This window comes from Streptomyces sp. GL_148, from assembly GCF_057834205.1.
In genome coordinates this window covers 5089188-5105176 of record NZ_CM174396.1, presented here as the reverse complement: position 1 = coordinate 5105176, position 15989 = coordinate 5089188, and the positions used below count along the sequence as shown (strand labels likewise).

At 71.1% G+C, this 15989-nt stretch carries 15 protein-coding genes and 1 pseudogene; 6 read left to right on the top strand and 10 right to left on the bottom strand.

Annotated elements, in window-relative coordinates; translation table 11 throughout:
• Positions 1-55: 55 nt before the first annotated feature.
• The gene (locus AC3IYI_RS23590; RefSeq protein ID WP_489405640.1) at positions 56-1339 is read right to left on the bottom strand and encodes a geranylgeranyl reductase family protein; all 1284 of its coding nucleotides are present in this window, start codon (positions 1337-1339) and stop codon (positions 56-58) included.
• A 103-nt stretch (positions 1340-1442) separates the two neighbouring features.
• Between AC3IYI_RS23590 and AC3IYI_RS23585 the strand changes: the two genes are divergently transcribed.
• Positions 1443-1973, top strand: coding sequence for a GNAT family N-acetyltransferase (locus AC3IYI_RS23585; protein ID WP_489405639.1), 531 nt, complete (start codon positions 1443-1445; stop codon positions 1971-1973).
• Positions 1974-2425: 452 nt separating this feature from the next.
• On the opposite strand, the gene AC3IYI_RS23580 is transcribed toward AC3IYI_RS23585, so the two are convergent.
• The 7 genes from AC3IYI_RS23580 to AC3IYI_RS23550 form a co-directional block, all read right to left on the bottom strand.
• Complete coding sequence (locus AC3IYI_RS23580; protein WP_489405638.1) at positions 2426-3337, bottom strand: glutaminase; 912 nt, start codon at positions 3335-3337, stop codon at positions 2426-2428.
• 35 nt (positions 3338-3372) lie between these two features.
• Entirely contained in the window at positions 3373-4065 is a 693-nt protein-coding gene (locus AC3IYI_RS23575; protein ID WP_489405637.1) for a demethylmenaquinone methyltransferase, read from the bottom strand.
• 128 nt (positions 4066-4193) lie between these two features.
• Positions 4194-4859, bottom strand: coding sequence for an imidazolonepropionase-like domain-containing protein (locus tag AC3IYI_RS23570; protein WP_489405636.1), 666 nt, complete (start codon positions 4857-4859; stop codon positions 4194-4196).
• A 6-nt stretch (positions 4860-4865) separates the two neighbouring features.
• On the bottom strand, positions 4866-6065 hold the full coding sequence (mqnC, locus tag AC3IYI_RS23565; RefSeq protein ID WP_489405635.1) for a cyclic dehypoxanthinyl futalosine synthase: 1200 nt from the start codon (positions 6063-6065) through the stop codon (positions 4866-4868).
• Positions 6066-6244: 179 nt separating this feature from the next.
• Positions 6245-7048 carry a prepilin peptidase gene (locus AC3IYI_RS23560; protein WP_489405634.1) on the bottom strand — a complete coding sequence of 268 codons (804 nt, stop codon included), beginning with the start codon at positions 7046-7048 and terminating at the stop codon, positions 6245-6247.
• A gap of 236 nt (positions 7049-7284) precedes the next feature.
• Complete coding sequence (locus AC3IYI_RS23555) at positions 7285-8112, bottom strand: MBL fold metallo-hydrolase (RefSeq protein WP_489405633.1); 828 nt, start codon at positions 8110-8112, stop codon at positions 7285-7287.
• 205 nt (positions 8113-8317) lie between these two features.
• Positions 8318-9181, bottom strand: coding sequence for a menaquinone biosynthetic enzyme MqnA/MqnD family protein (locus tag AC3IYI_RS23550; protein WP_243339969.1), 864 nt, complete (start codon positions 9179-9181; stop codon positions 8318-8320).
• A gap of 237 nt (positions 9182-9418) precedes the next feature.
• Between AC3IYI_RS23550 and AC3IYI_RS23545 the strand changes: the two genes are divergently transcribed.
• Complete coding sequence (locus AC3IYI_RS23545; RefSeq protein ID WP_112451444.1) at positions 9419-9622, top strand: cold-shock protein; 204 nt, start codon at positions 9419-9421, stop codon at positions 9620-9622.
• Between the two features lie 620 nt (positions 9623-10242).
• Positions 10243-10968, top strand: a complete 726-nt coding sequence (locus AC3IYI_RS23540) for a hypothetical protein (protein WP_489405632.1) — start codon at positions 10243-10245, stop codon at positions 10966-10968.
• A 15-nt stretch (positions 10969-10983) separates the two neighbouring features.
• Here the strand turns inward: AC3IYI_RS23540 and AC3IYI_RS23535 are convergent, their stop codons facing one another.
• The gene (locus tag AC3IYI_RS23535) at positions 10984-12696 is read right to left on the bottom strand and encodes a lytic transglycosylase domain-containing protein (protein WP_489405631.1); all 1713 of its coding nucleotides are present in this window, start codon (positions 12694-12696) and stop codon (positions 10984-10986) included.
• A gap of 295 nt (positions 12697-12991) precedes the next feature.
• Between AC3IYI_RS23535 and AC3IYI_RS23530 the strand changes: the two are divergent.
• Both AC3IYI_RS23530 and AC3IYI_RS23525 read left to right on the top strand, forming a co-directional pair.
• A pseudogene (locus AC3IYI_RS23530) lies at positions 12992-13865 on the top strand (RNA-guided endonuclease InsQ/TnpB family protein); the annotation flags it as partial.
• A 61-nt stretch (positions 13866-13926) separates the two neighbouring features.
• Positions 13927-14736, top strand: coding sequence for a thioredoxin domain-containing protein (locus AC3IYI_RS23525; RefSeq protein WP_489405630.1), 810 nt, complete (start codon positions 13927-13929; stop codon positions 14734-14736).
• Between the two features lie 22 nt (positions 14737-14758).
• On the opposite strand, the gene AC3IYI_RS23520 is transcribed toward AC3IYI_RS23525, so the two are convergent.
• The gene (locus AC3IYI_RS23520; RefSeq protein WP_489405629.1) at positions 14759-15289 is read right to left on the bottom strand and encodes a hypothetical protein; all 531 of its coding nucleotides are present in this window, start codon (positions 15287-15289) and stop codon (positions 14759-14761) included.
• Between the two features lie 7 nt (positions 15290-15296).
• On the opposite strand from AC3IYI_RS23520, the gene AC3IYI_RS23515 reads away from it, so the two are divergent.
• Positions 15297-15917: a hypothetical protein gene (locus AC3IYI_RS23515; protein WP_489405628.1), complete on the top strand. Its 621-nt coding sequence runs from the start codon at positions 15297-15299 to the stop codon at positions 15915-15917.
• Positions 15918-15989 lie beyond the last annotated feature (72 nt).

Here is a 15989-nt window from a genome sequence, read left to right as displayed (position 1 = left end):
CGACCACACGAGCCGGGCCGCGCGTCTACCCGACGAGCGGCCCGGCCTTGAATGATCAGGCTTTTGGAGCCACCTTCGAAAGGCCGTTGATGACGCGGTCCATCGCGTCGCCGCCCGTCGGGTCGGTCAGGTTGGCCAGCATCTTCAGCGTGAACTTCATCAGCACCGGGTGGCTCAGCCCGCGCTGGGCGGCGATCTTCATGATCTTCGGGTTGCCGATGAGCTTCACGAAGGCGCGGCCCAGCGTGTAGTAGCCGCCGTAGGTCTCCTTCAGGACCTTCGGGTAGCTGTGCAGGGTCAGTTCGCGCAGGGCCGGGGTGGCGCGGGAGTGGGCCTGGACGATGACGTCGGCGGCGATCTGGCCCGATTCCATCGCATAGGCGATGCCCTCGCCGTTGAACGGGTTGACGAGCCCGCCCGCGTCACCGACGAGCAGCAGCCCCTTGGTGTAGTGCGGCTGGCGGTTGAAGGCCATGGGCAGGGCCGCGCCGCGGATGGGCTGCGTCATGTTCTCGGGGGTGTAGCCCCAGTCCTCCGGCATCGAGGCGCACCAGGCCTTGAGGACCTCGCGCCAGTCCAGCTCCTTGAAGGCGGAGGAGGAGTTGAGGATGCCGAGGCCGACGTTGGAGGTGCCGTCGCCCATGCCGAAGATCCAGCCGTAGCCGGGCAGCAGCCGGTCCTGGGCCCCGCGCCGGTCCCAGAGCTCCAGCCAGGACTCCAGGTAGTCGTCGTCGTGGCGGGGCGAAGTGAAGTACGTACGCACGGCCACGCCCATCGGGCGGTCCTCGCGGCGGTGCAGGCCCATCGCCAGCGAGAGCCGCGAGGAGTTGCCGTCGGCCGCGACCACCAGCGGGGCCCTGAAGGTGACCTGGGTCTTCTCCTCGCCGAGCTTCGCCGTCACTCCGGTGATGTGGCCGGTACGGGGATCGCGTACGGGCTCGCCCACGTTGCAGCGCTCGTACAACCGGGCGCCGGCCTTCTGCGCCTGGCGGGCCAGGGTCTCGTCGAAGTCGTCGCGCTTGCGGACGAGTCCGTAGTCGGGGAAGGAGGCGAGCTCGGGCCAGTCCAGCTGGAGCCGCTGGCCGCCGCCGATGATCCGCAGGCCCTTGTTGCGCAGCCAGCCGGCCTCCTCGGAGATGTCGATGCCCATCGACACCAGCTGCTTCGTGGCGCGCGGCGTCAGGCCGTCGCCGCAGACCTTCTCGCGCGGGAACGCCGTCTTCTCCAGGAGCAGGACGTCAAGTCCGGCCTTGGCCAGGTAATAAGCGGTGGTCGAGCCGGCGGGCCCGGCCCCGACGACGATCACGTCCGCGGAGTGCTCGGAGAGGGGCTCGGTCACGGCGGGTCTCCCGAAGGCTCGATAACTCGATAAAGGTGCCCAACGGCACGAGAACACGTGCAGTCTATGCAGCGAGAGAGATCACGATCCGAAGGGCTGCCCTGTGACCACCTCGCCGACCCGGCCGCTCCCCGTCGTCCAGCTCCGTGTGCCCACGGACGAGGACGCGCACGCCTGGCACCAGGTCTTCCGCGACCCCGACGTCATGGAGTTCCTCGGCGGGCCCGCCGAACTCTCCTTCTACGAAGAAATCACCGCGCGGCAGCGGATGCACGACGCGCAGCTCGGCTTCTGCCTGTGGACGCTGCTGGACGAGGACGGGGAGGTCATCGGCTTCACCGGGGCGCAGCCGTGGCCGGCGGAGAAGGAGTGGGGGCCGGTGGGGGAGATCGAGATCGGGTGGAGGCTCGGTCGCTCCGCGTGGGGTCAGGGATATGCGTATGCCGCTGCGCTGGCCACGTTGGAGCGGGTGCGGGGGGCTGGGGTTCCGGATGTGGTGGCGATGATCGACGATGCGAACGTTCGCTCGATCGCGGTGGCGGAGCGGCTCGGCATGACCCTGGCGGATCGTTTCCCCCTGCCCGGTGGCCGCCGCCACGCCCGCCGCTACGCACTGACCCTCGCCCCGGCGTAACCCCGCTGCGCGGAGCCGTACCGCGTAGCCCCGGCTCCGAGCGTGCCGCTGCGCGGGGCGAGAGTCCCCGCAGCGCCCCTCGCCGCTGCGCGGAGCGAGAGTCCCCTACCCGCCCTTCCACCGTTCCCCGGGCGCTGCCCGGACCCGGAAAGACCCTGGGGCTCAGCCCCGGACCCGGCAACAGCGCCGCACGCGGCAACGGGTCCGGGCGGAGTCCGGGGAGCGGGCGAAGGGTGGGTAGGGGACCCAGCCCCGCAGGGCCCAACCAGCCGCACCCGCCCACCGGCCCCCGCACCAGACGGCAGTGGCGGCACCGCCGACCCGCCCCCGCCGGACGGAGTCCGGCGCAGCGGCGCGAAGCCGGGGAGGCCCGCCAGGGCCGCACCGCGCGAGCGGCGCGTCAAGAAGGTGCGGCCCGCCAGGGCCGAGCACCCCGACCGGCGCGTCAAATACTAGAAAACGCTCAGGCCCGTCAGGGTCGTGAAGCGGTCCAGGGCGGCCACCGCGGCGACCGAGTTGCCCTGGGAGTCGAGTCCGGGGCTCCACGCGGCCAGCGTGCACGCGCCGGGCACCACCGCGACGATGCCCCCGCCCACACCGCTCTTGCCGGGCAGGCCCACCCGGTAGGCGAACTCCCCCGCCGCGTCGTACGTCCCACACGTCAGCATCACCGCGTTGACCTGCTTCGCCTCGCTGCGCGTGAGCAGCCGCGAGCCGTCCGCGCGCAGCCCGTGCCGGGCCAGGAAGCGGCCGGCGCGGGCCAGGTCGGCGCAGCTCATCTCGATGGAGCACTGCCAGAAGTAGTGCTCCAGCAGCATCGGCACCGGGTTGTCTATGTTCCCGTAGGCGGCCATGAAGTGGGCCAGGGCCGCGTTGCGGTCCCCGTGCTCCTGTTCGGAGGCGGCGACCTCCGCGTCGAAGGCGACGTCCGGGTTCTGGCTCTCTTCCCGGAGGAAGCCCAGGAGTTCGCTGCTCGCGTCGCCCGTCAGGGTCTGGAGCCGGTCGGTGACGACGAGCGCGCCCGCGTTGATGAAGGGGTTGCGCGGGATGCCGTTCTCGTACTCCAGCTGCACGAGGGAGTTGAACGGGTTGCCGGAGGGTTCCCGGCCGACCCGCTCCCACAGGCTGTCGCCGCCCTCCGCGAGCGCGAGGGCCAGCGCGAAGACCTTGGTGATGGACTGCGTGGAGAACGGCGTCCGCCAGTCCCCCACCCCGAACACGTTGCCGTCGAGGTCGGCGATGGCCATCCCGAACTGCCGGGGGTCCACGGACGCCAGCGCCGGGATGTACTCGGCGGTGGTGCCGCTGCCGATCAGCGGAGCGATGTCGGTGGCGACCTGCTCCAGCAGTGCCTGGTAGTCCATCGGCGGGGTCCCGTCCGTACTTGGGTCGGTGCTCGTCAGTGCTTCGTGCCGCGGTGCAGGGCCACGATGCCGCCGCTCAGGTTGCGCCAGGCCACCTTGGACCAGCCGGCCTTCTGCAGCAGCGCGGCCAGCGCCGGCTGGTCGGGCCAGGCGCGGATGGAGTCGGCGAGGTAGACGTACGCGTCGGGGTTGGAGGAGACCGCGCGGGCGACCGGCGGCATCGCGCGCATCAGGTACTCGGTGTACACGGTCCGGAAGGGGGCCCAGGTGGGCTGCGAGAACTCGCAGATCACGACCTGGCCGCCGGGCTTCGTCACCCGGTACAGCTCGCGCAGGGCCGCGTCGGTGTCCTGGACGTTGCGCAGGCCGAAGGAGATGGTGACGGAGTCGAAGGAGTCGTCCTTGAACGGCAGCTTCGTCGCGTCGCCCGCCGTCAGCGGGAGCCAGGGGTTGCGCTTCTTGCCCTCGCGGAGCATGCCGAGGGAGAAGTCGCAGGGCACGACGTACGCGCCGGCCGCGGCGAAGGGCAGCGAGGACGTGGCCGTGCCGGCGGCCAGGTCGAGGACGAGCTGCCCGGGGCGCGCGCCGACCGCCTTGGCGACCTCCTTGCGCCACAGGCGGGCCTGCCCGAGGGAGAGGACGTCGTTGGTGAGGTCGTAGTTCGCCGCCACGCCGTCGAACATGGAGGCGACTTCGTGCGGCTGCTTGTCCAGGGAAGCGGTGGTCACTGGCGTGGGCCCCTCGGGTGCGGTGCGAATGGTTCGGCGAACGGTTCGGCAGGGTCCTGCGGACCGCCCCGCCATTCTCGCAGGCCCCCGGGCACCGCACCCGGCCGCCCGTACGGTGCCTGCGGCGTTCAGCGCCGGCGGTGGAGCAGCCTGCCGCCGATGACCGTGGCCACACAGCTCGTCGGGCCCTCCACCAGCAGCTCCACCGGACCGGCCACCGCGAACACGGCGAACCGCGCCGGGGCGCCCGGCTCCAGGACCCCGTGGAAGGCCTCCTCGGCCGCGGTCCGGCCGACGAGCGGGTTCAGGGAGGCCGGGCCCTCGTAGGGGGCGGGCGGGACGACGGTGAGGCCGGAGCGGACCACGGCCGTCCGGACGGCCGGGATGGTGAAGCGGCCGGCCACCGCGACCACCCCGCGGGCGAGCAGCTTCTGCGTAGCGCGCCGCGCGCTGTTGCCCCAGCGCTGCTCGGTCATCTTCAGGTCGGCCAACGCCTCGGCGCCGCTGATCGGTTCGGCCCCGAGCTCGGTGATCTCGTACGGGTCGTCCGGGTAGTACGTGCGCTGCAGCAGCTCGTCGCCGCCGCGCACCAGCAGCCCCGGGGTCAGCACCCCGGGCCAGTTGCGGGCGCGCGCGTGCGGATAGGCCGCGGCGAGCTCCTCGTACGGACCCACCCGGGCGATGCGGTCGCCCTCGACCAGGACCGCGCCGCCGGGCAGCGGCGCGGGTCCGGGTCCGGGTCCGGTGGTGGTGGTTCCCGTAACGAGGAGTTCGGCGGTGTGGATCGTCAGCACGGGCGCTCAGTTCGAGGAGATGAGCTTCAGCTCGGGGTGGGCCGTACCGCCCTCGATGGCGGTGGAGGAGATGTGCGAGACCACGCGGTCGTCGACCGGGTCGTTCGCCGGGTCCTCGTGCACGAGGAGATGCTCGTACGTCGTGGCGCGCTGCGCCGGGACGCGGCCCGCCTTGCGGATGAGGTCGATGATCTCCATGCGGTTGGAGCGGTGCTTGGCACCGGCCGAGGAGACCACGTTCTCCTCCAGCATGATCGAACCGAGGTCGTCGGCGCCGTAGTGCAGGGAGAGCTGGCCCGCCTCCTTGCCGACGGTGAGCCAGGAGCCCTGGATGTGGGCGATGTTGTCGAGGAAGAGCCGCGCGATGGCGATCATGCGCAGGTACTCGAAGACGGTCGCCTGGGTCCGGCCCTTGAGGTGGTTGTTCTCGGGCTGGTAGGTGTACGGGATGAAGGCGCGGAAGCCGCCCGTGCGGTCCTGCGTGTCCCGGATCATCGCGATGTGCTCGATGCGCTCGGCGTTGGTCTCGCCGGTGCCCATCAGCATCGTGGAGGTGGACTCCACGCCCAGCTTGTGGGCGATCTCCATGATCTCCAGCCAGCGCTCGCCGGACTCCTTGAGCGGGGCGATCGCCTTGCGCGGCCGCTCCGGGAGCAGTTCGGCGCCGGCGCCCGCGAAGGAGTCGAGGCCGGCGGCGTGGATGCGCTGGATGGCCTCCTCCGCCGACACCTTGGAGATCCGGGCCATGTGCTCGACCTCGGACGCGCCGAGGGAGTGGATGACCAGCTGCGGGTAGGCCTGCTTGATGGCGGAGAAGTGGTGCTCGTAGTACTCGACGCCGTAGTCCGGGTGGTGGCCGCCCTGGAACATGATCTGCGTGCCGCCCAGCTCGACGGTCTCCGCGCAGCGGCGCAGGATGTCCTCGAGGTCGCGGGACCAGCCCTTCTTCGCGTCCTTGGGGGCCGCGTAGAAGGCGCAGAACTTGCACGCCGTCACACACACGTTGGTGTAGTTGATGTTGCGCTCGATGATGTACGTCGCGATGTGCTCGGTACCGGCGTAGCGCAGCCGGCGGGCCGCGTCGGCGGCCTGGCCGAGGGCGTGCAGGGGCGCGTGGCGGTAGAGGTCGAGTGCCTCTTCCTTGGTGATCCGGCCTCCACCGGCGGCTCGGTCGAGGACTGACTGGAGAGCGGCCTGGTCGGTCACCGGTGCGTCACCTTTCGGCTGTGTCGTTCGGCTGTGTTGTGCAGCTGGGTCGTTCGGCTGTGTCGTTCGGGTGGCGCCCGGCTGCGGTCAAAATTCCGGACCGATCCAGCCTACGCCAGCCGCCCCATCCGCCGCCCTGACCCCCTGCCGGGCGGCGGGGTCCGTGTTCAGAGGGGCGCTCAGAGGCCCGCCGCGGCGCCGAGGCCGAGTCCCGCCCAGACCACGCCCACGAGGGCGCCGCCCGCCATGAACGGGCCGAAGGGGATCGGGCTGCTGCGGTCCGCCCGGCGCAGGGCGACCAGGGTGAGACCGTGCGCGGCGCCCCCGAGGAACGCGGCGAAGGTGCCGGCGAACAGCACCGGCCACCCGTACCAGCCGAGCACCTGCCCCACGACGAGCGCGAGTTTGACGTCGCCGAAGCCCATGCCGCGCGGGTTGATGAAGAAGAGGAGGAGGTAAACGCCGCCGAGGACGAGCCCGCCGAGCAGTGCGCGCGTCCAGGAGCCGGCGGCTCCCCCGGCCAGGGCGGCCACCCCGAGGGCCACGGCGGTCCCGGCGGCCAGCGGGAGGGTCAGTACGTCGGGCAGCCGGTGCACGGCCCGGTCCACGAGGCAGAGCAGCACGGTGAAGGGCGCCAGCAGCAGCCAGACGGCCAGCTCGGGCCGCGCGCCCACCCCGGCGCCGAGCGCGAGGCACACCAGCATGGTCACCAGCACGGCCCCACCGGCAGGCGCGAAGCCCCCGCGCCACCGGGACCGGGCGCCCGGCGCGGGCGGGGCGGGCGGCGCGGGCGGCGCGCACCGGGGGCAGACCGCGAGACCCAGCCAGCCGCGGGCCGGGCCGGTCAGCGGGTGGCCCGCCGGGCAGGCCGAGCGCCAGGGCAGGCCCGCTTCGACCGCGAGGCGGTAGACGGCGCGGGGCAGCAGGAGGCCTGCCAGCGTGCCCCAGAGCGTGACCCCGGCCACGAACCCCGCGATGCCCATGTCAGCTCTCGCCCCCGCCCCTGAACCGCCCCCGCCGCGTCTTGGCGATGGACGGTAGCAGGGGCGGTTGTCCCCTACCCGCCCTTCCACCGTTCCCCGGGCTCGGCCCGGACCCGGTCCTCAAACGCCGGACGGGCTGAAAAGATCGCCTCAAACGCCGGCGGGGCTGGATCTATCCAGCCCCGCGGGAACGGGCGAGGGTGGGTAGGGGACGGCCCCGCAGGGTGTGTTCCGGCTCAGGCCGCCGCAGGCGCCGGGGCGGCCGGTTCGAATCCGGCGAGCATCTGCTCCAGGGCCTGCTGGTCCGGGCCCACGAAGGGGGCGAGGCCCGGGGCGAGGCCCACCGTGTCGAGCATCCGGGTGATGAGCCCGATCCCGGCGGCCGGCGGCAGGTGGGTGGAGAGCACGAGCTCGGGGTCCATCTCCCTGAGCGGCTGGACCGTGGCGAGGAACTTCTCCCGGTCGGCGACGGACGCCCAGGGGCTGTCCACCGAAGCCCAGAAGAGCTGGCCGGCCCGCAGGTCCTCGGGCCCGACCGACCCGGCGTCGCCGCCGGCCGCGAGGTCCCCGTCCGGGAGGGGGGAGCCGAAGCAGTCGGAGCTGAAGCAGGCCCGGGACCGGTCGTCGTAGAAGCCCACGGTCGCGGGGTTGTCGTAGAGGGGCGGCCGGAAGGCGGTGAGGGAGCGGTCTCCCACGTCGAGCCGCTGGCCGGGGTTGAGGAAGTAGACCCGGTCCATCGGCAGCGGGCGCTCCGTGGTCATCTCGCCCGCGCCGAGGAAGGTGGTCACCACGCGGGCCTCGGGGGCGGCCTCAAGCAGGGCGAAGATCCCGCCGGTGTGGTCCCGGTCCGGGTGCGTCAGCCAGATCCACCGCACGTCGGCGGGGTTGATGGCCTCGGAGAGGGTCTTCAGGAAGTCCCGGTCGGGCAGGCCGAGGCCGGTGTCGACGACCACGGGTTCCCGGGCGTTCAGGAGGAAGGCATTGACCGGGATGAAACCGACGCCGGGTACTTCGAGGGCGTCCCCGAGGACCGTGATGTCCCGGCCGACTGTGCGTGTGGTCATGGCGGAGCTCCGATGGCCCCCTGGGTGAGCACGTTCGCGACCGCCCCGGGCTCCCCCTCGCCCCCTCCATCGTGTCCCCGGGCGTCCCCGCACGCACGCCCGCACGGGGACGGTGAAAGGAGAACGCATTCCCGGTGAACGGAAGCGGGTATTCACTTTTCGCGCATTCTGCTCTACGGAAAGGCGAATACCCGCATAAGCGGCACTAATGACCCGGCACGCCCACCGGCAGGAGCTCCACGTTCACATCGGGTGCATAGCCCGTCGTGAGTCCCGTCCGCCGCGCGAATTCACGTACGCCGGCCAGTTGGTCGGGGCCGAAGCGGAAGTCGAGCGTCGTGAAGTAGCGCTCCAGGAGTTCCGCGTCGAAGGCCTCCCAGCGGGCCGCCTGCTCGGCCACCTTGCCGACCTCCTCCAGGGAGACGTCCCGGGAAGCGAGGAAGGCCTCGTGAACCTTCCGCACGACCTCCGGCTCACGCTCCAGGTACTCCTTGCGGGCGGCCCAGACGGCGAAGACGAACGGCAGTCCGGTCCACTCCTTCCACATCGCCCCCAGGTCGTGGACGGTGAGCCCGAGCCGGGGCGCGTCGTGCAGCGAGGCCCGCAGCGCGGCGTCGCCGATCAGCACCGCCGCGTCCGCCTCCTGCATCATCAGGCCCAGGTCGGGCGGGCAGGTGTAGTAGTCGGGCCGTACGTCGTACTTCTCCGCGAGCAGCAGCTGGGCCAGGCGTACGGACGTTCTCGAGGTGGATCCCAGAGCGACGCGGGCGCCGTCCAGCTGGTCCAGGGGGACCTGCGAGACGATCACGCAGGACATGACGGGGCCGTCGCAGCCGACCGCGAGGTCGGGAAAGGCGACGAGCTCGTCCGCGTTGCGCAGGAACTCCACGAGGGTGATGGGACCGATGTCCAAGCCGCCCTGGACGAGGCTCGCGCTGAGCTTCTCCGGGGTGTCCTTGGTCAGCTCCAGGTCCAGCAGCGTGCCGGTTCTGGCCAGCCCCCAGTAGAGGGGCAGGCAGTTCAGGAACTGGATGTGGCCGACACGGGGCCGGCTGCGATAGGCGTCCACATCGCGAGACTAGCCCCCGCGTCTCCGTCAGCCGTCTGGCGGGTCTCAAACGTCCGGGTGACGTGATCTTTCCCTCTGGTCTCGGCCGGGAGGTGCGTGCTAGGCTCGACGCAAGTTGCAGTTTGGTTTCCCTTGCAGTACGAGGCCTGCGGAGAATGTGACCCGCAGGCTTTTGTAGTTTTCAGACTTCTTAGCAGGTTCTGGAGCAGGGCGACCCTTTGGCCCATAGGAGGGCTCATGGCTACCGGAACCGTCAAGTGGTTCAACGCTGAAAAGGGCTTCGGCTTCATCGCCCAGGACGGCGGCGGCCCGGATGTCTTCGTCCACTACTCCGCGATCAACGCCGCCGGCTTCCGCTCCCTTGAGGAGAACCAGCTGGTGAACTTCGACGTCACCCAGGGTCCGAAGGGCCCGCAGGCGGAGAACGTCACCCCGGCCTAGTCGCCTGGGCCAACCAATCGCGGTTGGATATGCAGTACCCAAGGAGCCCTGTCTTCTCTGCGCGAGCAGAGTCGACGGGGCTCCTGCCTTTTGCCGCGGGTACTCACCCGCGCTCGCGGCACCCTCGGTTCGCGCGGGGTGTGGGTGATGCTCTGGCGCTCCCGCCGACTCTCGACGCCGAAGACCCATGCGTGGATGCGCCTGCCGCCGTCACCGAGCGGGTTGTCGGGCGAGGAGCCGGGGCCCGCGATGAAGCCGTCCAGGGACATGCCCGGATTGGCGAAGGCCGTAGATCCCATTTCTTTCTTACTGCAACGGCTTAACCACCCACACGTCGTACCGTAGGGTAGTCATTGCATGACGGGGGGTGATGGTTATGCGGGCTGCGCAGACGCAGCGGAAGTTCGCTCAGCCCCGAGGAACAGGCGCTGCTGGAGCGCGGGGCGAAGAAGCGGCGCGGCCGTGCACGAGCGCTGGAGCGCTCCCGCCGGGCGACGAATACCGCGCAGTACGGGCTGTCGAAGAAGCAGATCCGCAGGGCGGAGCAGCGGGCGGCCAAGGGCCTGGCGCCCAAGGCCGTCAGCGTTCCGGGTGGTGCGCGTGCTGCCCGCGTCGACGGGGTGCCGGAGCAGGCGTTCCGGCGGGACCGGATCTCGTACGGCTACCGGGAACTGCGCGCCCGCCAGGCCGAAGCAGCCGCCGAGCACCGCCGCCACCGCGCCCGCCTCCTCGCCCGGCAGATCATCGCCGCCCACGGCCCCACGCTGGTGGTCGAGGACTGCGACATCCGCACCTGGTACCGCCTGTGGGGCAAGCGACTCTCCCAGACCACCCCCGGCCTGCTCATCACGGCCCTTGAGGGTGAGTGCCATGCTGCGGGCGGCCGCCTCGTGCGGGCCTCCACCTGGTCCACCGCCCTGTCACAGCACTGCCTGTGCGGCGAACGCATGAACAAGACGCTCCGCGACCGCGAGCACAAGTGCATCGCCTGCGAACTCACCGGGAAGCGAGACCTCGTATCCGCCGCCCTCGCGGCGTTCGTCCGCTTCACCGACGTGGACGACCCCAAAACCGCATACCTGGACACCACCGCGTCCCGGCACGCACAGATCGTTTTCGCACAAGGGCTGGAAGAAGCCCTGCGGGAGTCAACCGCACCGAGCCAGACCACCACGTCTCGTGGTGCCGGCCATGCGGCAGTTCCACGGCAACGCCGTGGGACCTCTGCTCCCCGAACCGCCGGACGGCGGTCCCGAGCGACCCCGGATGAGACACGCCCTGTGCGTGACCACGCCGGAAAGCCCGGACACCGCCCCGGCTGCAACCCGCAGCTCACCCTCTGGTGAATTACGGATCAAGTCTTAGCTCTCCCGAGTCGGCTGCTCGGTCGCCGGGGGCTCCGTCGCGGGGGGCTCGGTGACCGGGGGCTCGGTGACGGTGATCTCCAGGAAGAGGACCGCCTGGTCCGAGATCCGCACGCGGAGCGTGTACGTGCCTGCGGCGACACCGGTGGTGGACAGTTCCGGCAGGGCGGTCTTGCCGTCCGCCCCGGTCGCCGGGAGCGCCAGCTCCGTCAGCTTGTTGCCGTCCTTGTCCAGGAAGTACGGGGTCTCCCCCGCCTTCGCCGGGTCCGCGGGGACCCACGTGCCGTCCGCGCCCTTGGTGCCGAGCCCGGCCGTGGCCTTGGCCCCGGCGACCGGCTTGTCCTTCGCCGTCGCCAGGAACTGCACGCCCTTGATCCCGGCCCCGGCTTCCGCGGTGAGCGGCTTGCCGGCGTTCGCGTCGCTGCGGACCAGCTGGTCCGCCTCCGGGACGGGTACCGGCTTGGCCGGGGTGACCTTGCCGCCGATCTTCACGGAGACCTCGGACGCGGCGTAACCCGAGGCACGCAGGGTGAACTCGCCCGCCTTGCGGCCCGCCTTCAGCTTCGGAACCCTGACCAGGCCCTTGGCGTTGGTCTGCAGGACCGCGAAGTCCTTGCCGTCGGCCGCGAAGACGGTGTGGCCGGTGGTGTCGTCGTCGATCGCGAACACGATCACCTGGTTGACGGCGGGCATGCCGTCGGTCAGCACCGCCTTGATGAGCGGGGTGCGCCCGAACTCGGTCCCGGCCTCCGCCGCGAGCTCCCTCGTGCCGATCCGGACCAGCTTGTCCAGGGTCGGCTTCGGGGTCGGGGTCGGGGTCGGCGTGGGCGGCGGCGTCGGGGTGGGAGTCGGCGTCGGGGTCGGCACGGGTGCCGGCGGGGCCGGCGGCGTGGGCAGGTACGGCGGGTTCGGCGTCGGGTAGTTGCCGGACGGCGGGTTCGGCACCGGGGTCGCGCCCTGGCCCGCTTGGTACTGGCGCATGTAGCCGAGCACCGTGTTCACGTACGCGCGTGACCTGTTGTAGCTGAGGATCGCCTCGTCGAGGTCGCCCGCGACGGTGAGGTTGCGCTGGCCGGCGCAGAGGTAGAGGCCGGCACCCAGCGCAGCGTCGTAGATGTTGTTCGGGTCGCGCTTGCTGTCGGCGTTGCCGTCGGCGCCCCAGGTCTTCCAGGTGCCGGGGATGAACTGCATCGGGCCGACCGCGCGGTCGTACTCGGGGTCCGCGTCCCACTCGCCCTTGTCGGTGTCCCTGATCTCGGCGAAGCCGTTGCCGTCCAGGCGCGGCCCGCGGATCGGCTTCTCGGTGTACCCGTCCGCCTTGAGCCCGTAGCCGGAGGCGTGCACGGACTCCACCCGGCCTATGCCCGCGAGCAGTTGCCAGGGCAGGTGGCAGCCGGGGAGCGCGGCGGCCACCGAGATCTCGGCACGCTTGTAGGCGTCGAGGGCGGTCGCGGCTATGCCGGCGGTGGCCCCGCCCGGGCTGGCGGCGCCGGGGGGCGCGGGCGGCGGGTCGGCGACCAGGTCCGGGAGCTCCAGCCGGGCGTCACCACGATCGGTGGCCTGGGGGCTGTCGGGGGTCGGCTCGGATTCCCCCGCGCCCGCGATCGGCGTGTTGGTCACGACCGCGGCCGTGGTCAGGCTGGCCGCGAGGGCGGCCGTGCACATGACCTTGCGCGAGGTGTTGACGAGGTGACGGTGAAGTGGCTTCACAGTGCGGCGATCCCCCCAGAGCGGCGGCCGATCCGGGCCACCGTAAAACGTAAAAAGTCGTATTTCACTCCGCGCGCCCCGAACATCTTCGCGCGGCCGGCCGATCGGGCCGTGGAGGTTAACTGTCTATCAGGTCTTCGCACGCGACTCACCGCCGCCCCGGGAGATGTGTCCCACCATTCGCCTGCCCTTCACAGGATTTCCCCCAGGATGCCCTGGCCTTCAGGCCGGGGAGGAATGAGTCCTTGGGGCGGAGGCGCGGAGCGCCGGAGTTCGGTTCGCATCTGGTCTGCCGATGGCGGGGGATGCCGGGCATGCCCGGTGGACCTTCCGCGTCCGCGCGTCGTCCACCGGGCTCGCCGCCTTGATGGGCGAGTGGGACCGGTGCCGCTGGGTCTGGAACGAGTGCTGCGCGAAGTCGAAACAGACGCATTTGTGGAACAAGGACCGGCCCGAAGGCGAGGACAAGCGGACCTGCGGCCCGGCGCAGCTCGACAAGATGCCGACCGAAGCCCGGACCAGGATCACCTGGCTGCGGGATGGCTCCTCGGTTGCGCAGCAGCAGGTGATCCGGGATTTCGGGAAGTCCCGTGCCAAGGCGCAGAAGGACATCAAGGACCGGCTGCCGGTGCGGCAGCGGGCCTGGCCGCCTGTACCTGGCGGGCGGGATCGCCCTGACGGTGGTGTGGTCGCGGAATCTTCCGGCGGACCCGTCCAGCGTGCGCGTGTATCAGGACAGTCTCGGGCACTGGTACTGCTCGTTCGTCGTCCCCGCCGAGGTCGAGCCGCTTGCGAAGACCGGCGCGGCGATCGGTATCGACTGGGGCGTGAAGGAGACCGCGACCACCACCAGCGACGACCACGACCTCCGGCATGCCGAGCACGGCAAGAAGGCCGCCGCCGGCCTGGCCCGCTATCAGCGGATGATGGCCCGCCGGAAACCGGCGAAGGGCTATCAGGCGGCGAAGAAACACGTCGCGAAGCTGCACAAGAAGGTGGCGCGGCAACGCCAGGACACCGGCCGCAAGTGGGCCAAGCGCGTGGTCCGCGACCATGACGCCCTGGCGGTGGAGGACTTCCGCCCGAAGTTCCTCGCCAAGTCCACCATGGCCCACAAGGCTGCCGACCTTCCACAGGGCCTGGTCCGGAAACGGACAAAGGACTTAGGGCCCTGCCCGATTCGCACCAATGGCACCTACTTGAGCGCTCTACGATCTCTAGCCTTGGGGAATGGCAACCAGCAAGAAGGACCAGCGGCGCGAGGCCCGGACACGGATGCGCGAGGAGCGCGAGGCGCAGGCCCGGCGCGAGAAGCTGCGCGGGCGCGTGCTGATCGGCGGCGCGCTGGTCGCCGTACTGGCCCTCGCGGTCGGCGTCGGGACGTACGCGGCGAACTCCTCCGGTTCCGACGGCTCCGCCGACGAGGGGGCCGACAAGCCCTTCGTCCAGCCGGCCCACACCACCGGCAAGGACGGGATCGTGATCCCGTACGGCAAGGCCGAAGCCAAGAACGTCCTCTCCGCCTGGCTCGACCCGCGCTGCCCCTACTGCGCGGGCGTCGAGATCGGCCTCGGCACGACCATCAAGGAGCAGGCGGACGCGGGCACGTACCGCGTCGAGTACCACTTCGCCACCTTCCTGGACAAGGCGCTGGGCGGCGGCAAGGGCTCCAAGCGGGCGGTCAACGCGCTGGGCGCGGCGGTCAACGAGAGCCCGGAGAAGTTCATGGAGTACCTGCAGGTGCTCTACAAGAACCACCCGGAGAAGGAATCGGACGACAAGTTCGGCTCCACGGCCACTCTGCTGGAGCTCGCCGACCAGGTCCCGGGACTGCGGACGCCCGCCTTCAACCAGGCGGTCAAGGAACTCACCTACATGCCGTGGGTCGAAAAGGTCGGCCAGGCCTTCTACGACCAGGACATGCAGGGCACTCCGGACGTCTCCATCAACGGCAAGAAGCTCACGGTGAACTCGGGCCAGGGCATCGACTCGATCACCCCGGACGCCTTCAAGAAGCTGATCAGCGACAACCTGAAGTAGCCGGGCGGGCGGGTCAGGCAGGTCAGGCCGACTCCGCCGCCTCGGCCTCGGCCGCCGCCTTGGCCTTCTCGTCGAGCAGGTCCCCGTACCCGCCGGCCGTCCAGACGTGATGGCGGAACCGCTCCGGCGTCGCCACGCCCTGCCACGGACCGCCCGAGGGGAAGAACACCCCTTCACACGGGGAGCAGTACCGGGCACCCTCGGCGGCCTCGGCCGCCCGTGCGGCACCGTCCTCCACCCGCCGCTTGTCCCTGCCCTCGCTGCGGATGACGGCGATCGTCCCCACCATGACGAGCAGCGCGGCGACGATCCCGACCGGCACGAGCCACGGCCAGCCCCGGTCGTCGGCGTAGTACGCACCCGCACTGGCGGCCAGCCCGGCGATCACGGTGCCCTCGATGAAGTTCATGCATCCGTCGCCGGTCTTGTTCGGCGCCAGAGCGAGCCGGATCATGTCCTTGCCCCGTCGCACGTCGGCGACCGGGACGTTGTCCCCCGTGCCGCAGCCGGGGCACACCACCGGACCGCCGTTCGCTTCCCCGTCGTTCGTCATGGGCTCCATGATGACCGTCCCCCCGTCCGCCCACGTCAACGGCTACGGCTACGACTTGGACGAAAGGGCCGTGCGCGCTGCTGCGCGCAAGTACGTTCAGATGCGGCTCGTCCGGGGCAGCGTACGAGGGATCCGGGAACACGGGGGTGGCGGGATGCTGGCCGAATCATTGGCGGCGTTGGCCGCGGCGGGGGGCGCCGCAGTGGTGCAGGCCGCGACGACGGACGCGTGGACGGAGGTCCGCGACCGGGTCGCGCGGTGGTTCGGCCGGGGCGACGGCGAGCTGGAACGGGTCCAGCTGGAGCGCTTGGACCGGAGCGCGGCCGAACTCGTGGCCGGGGGAGGGTCGGAGCAGGAGCAGGCTCTCCAGGCGACGGTGTGGCGGACCCGCATCGAAGACCTCCTGGAAGGCTTGGCCGACGACGCGGAGCGGGAGCAGGCGGCCACCGACCTACGCACCCTGCTGGAGGACACCACGGATGCCCCCGGTGTCTCGGCCGGAACCGGCGGCGCGGCAGCCGGGCGGGACGTCAGCGTGAAGGCCGAGGGCGGATCGATCGCGGCGGCGGTCCTGCACGGGGGCGCGCACATCGGCCCCCCTCCGGTGCCGGATCCGTCCCAGGGCTGACCGGACCGGCGTTCCCAAGCCTCCCCGCCACCGCACCACCGGCCGGCGGCGTACTCGTCCAAGCCGGGCAGG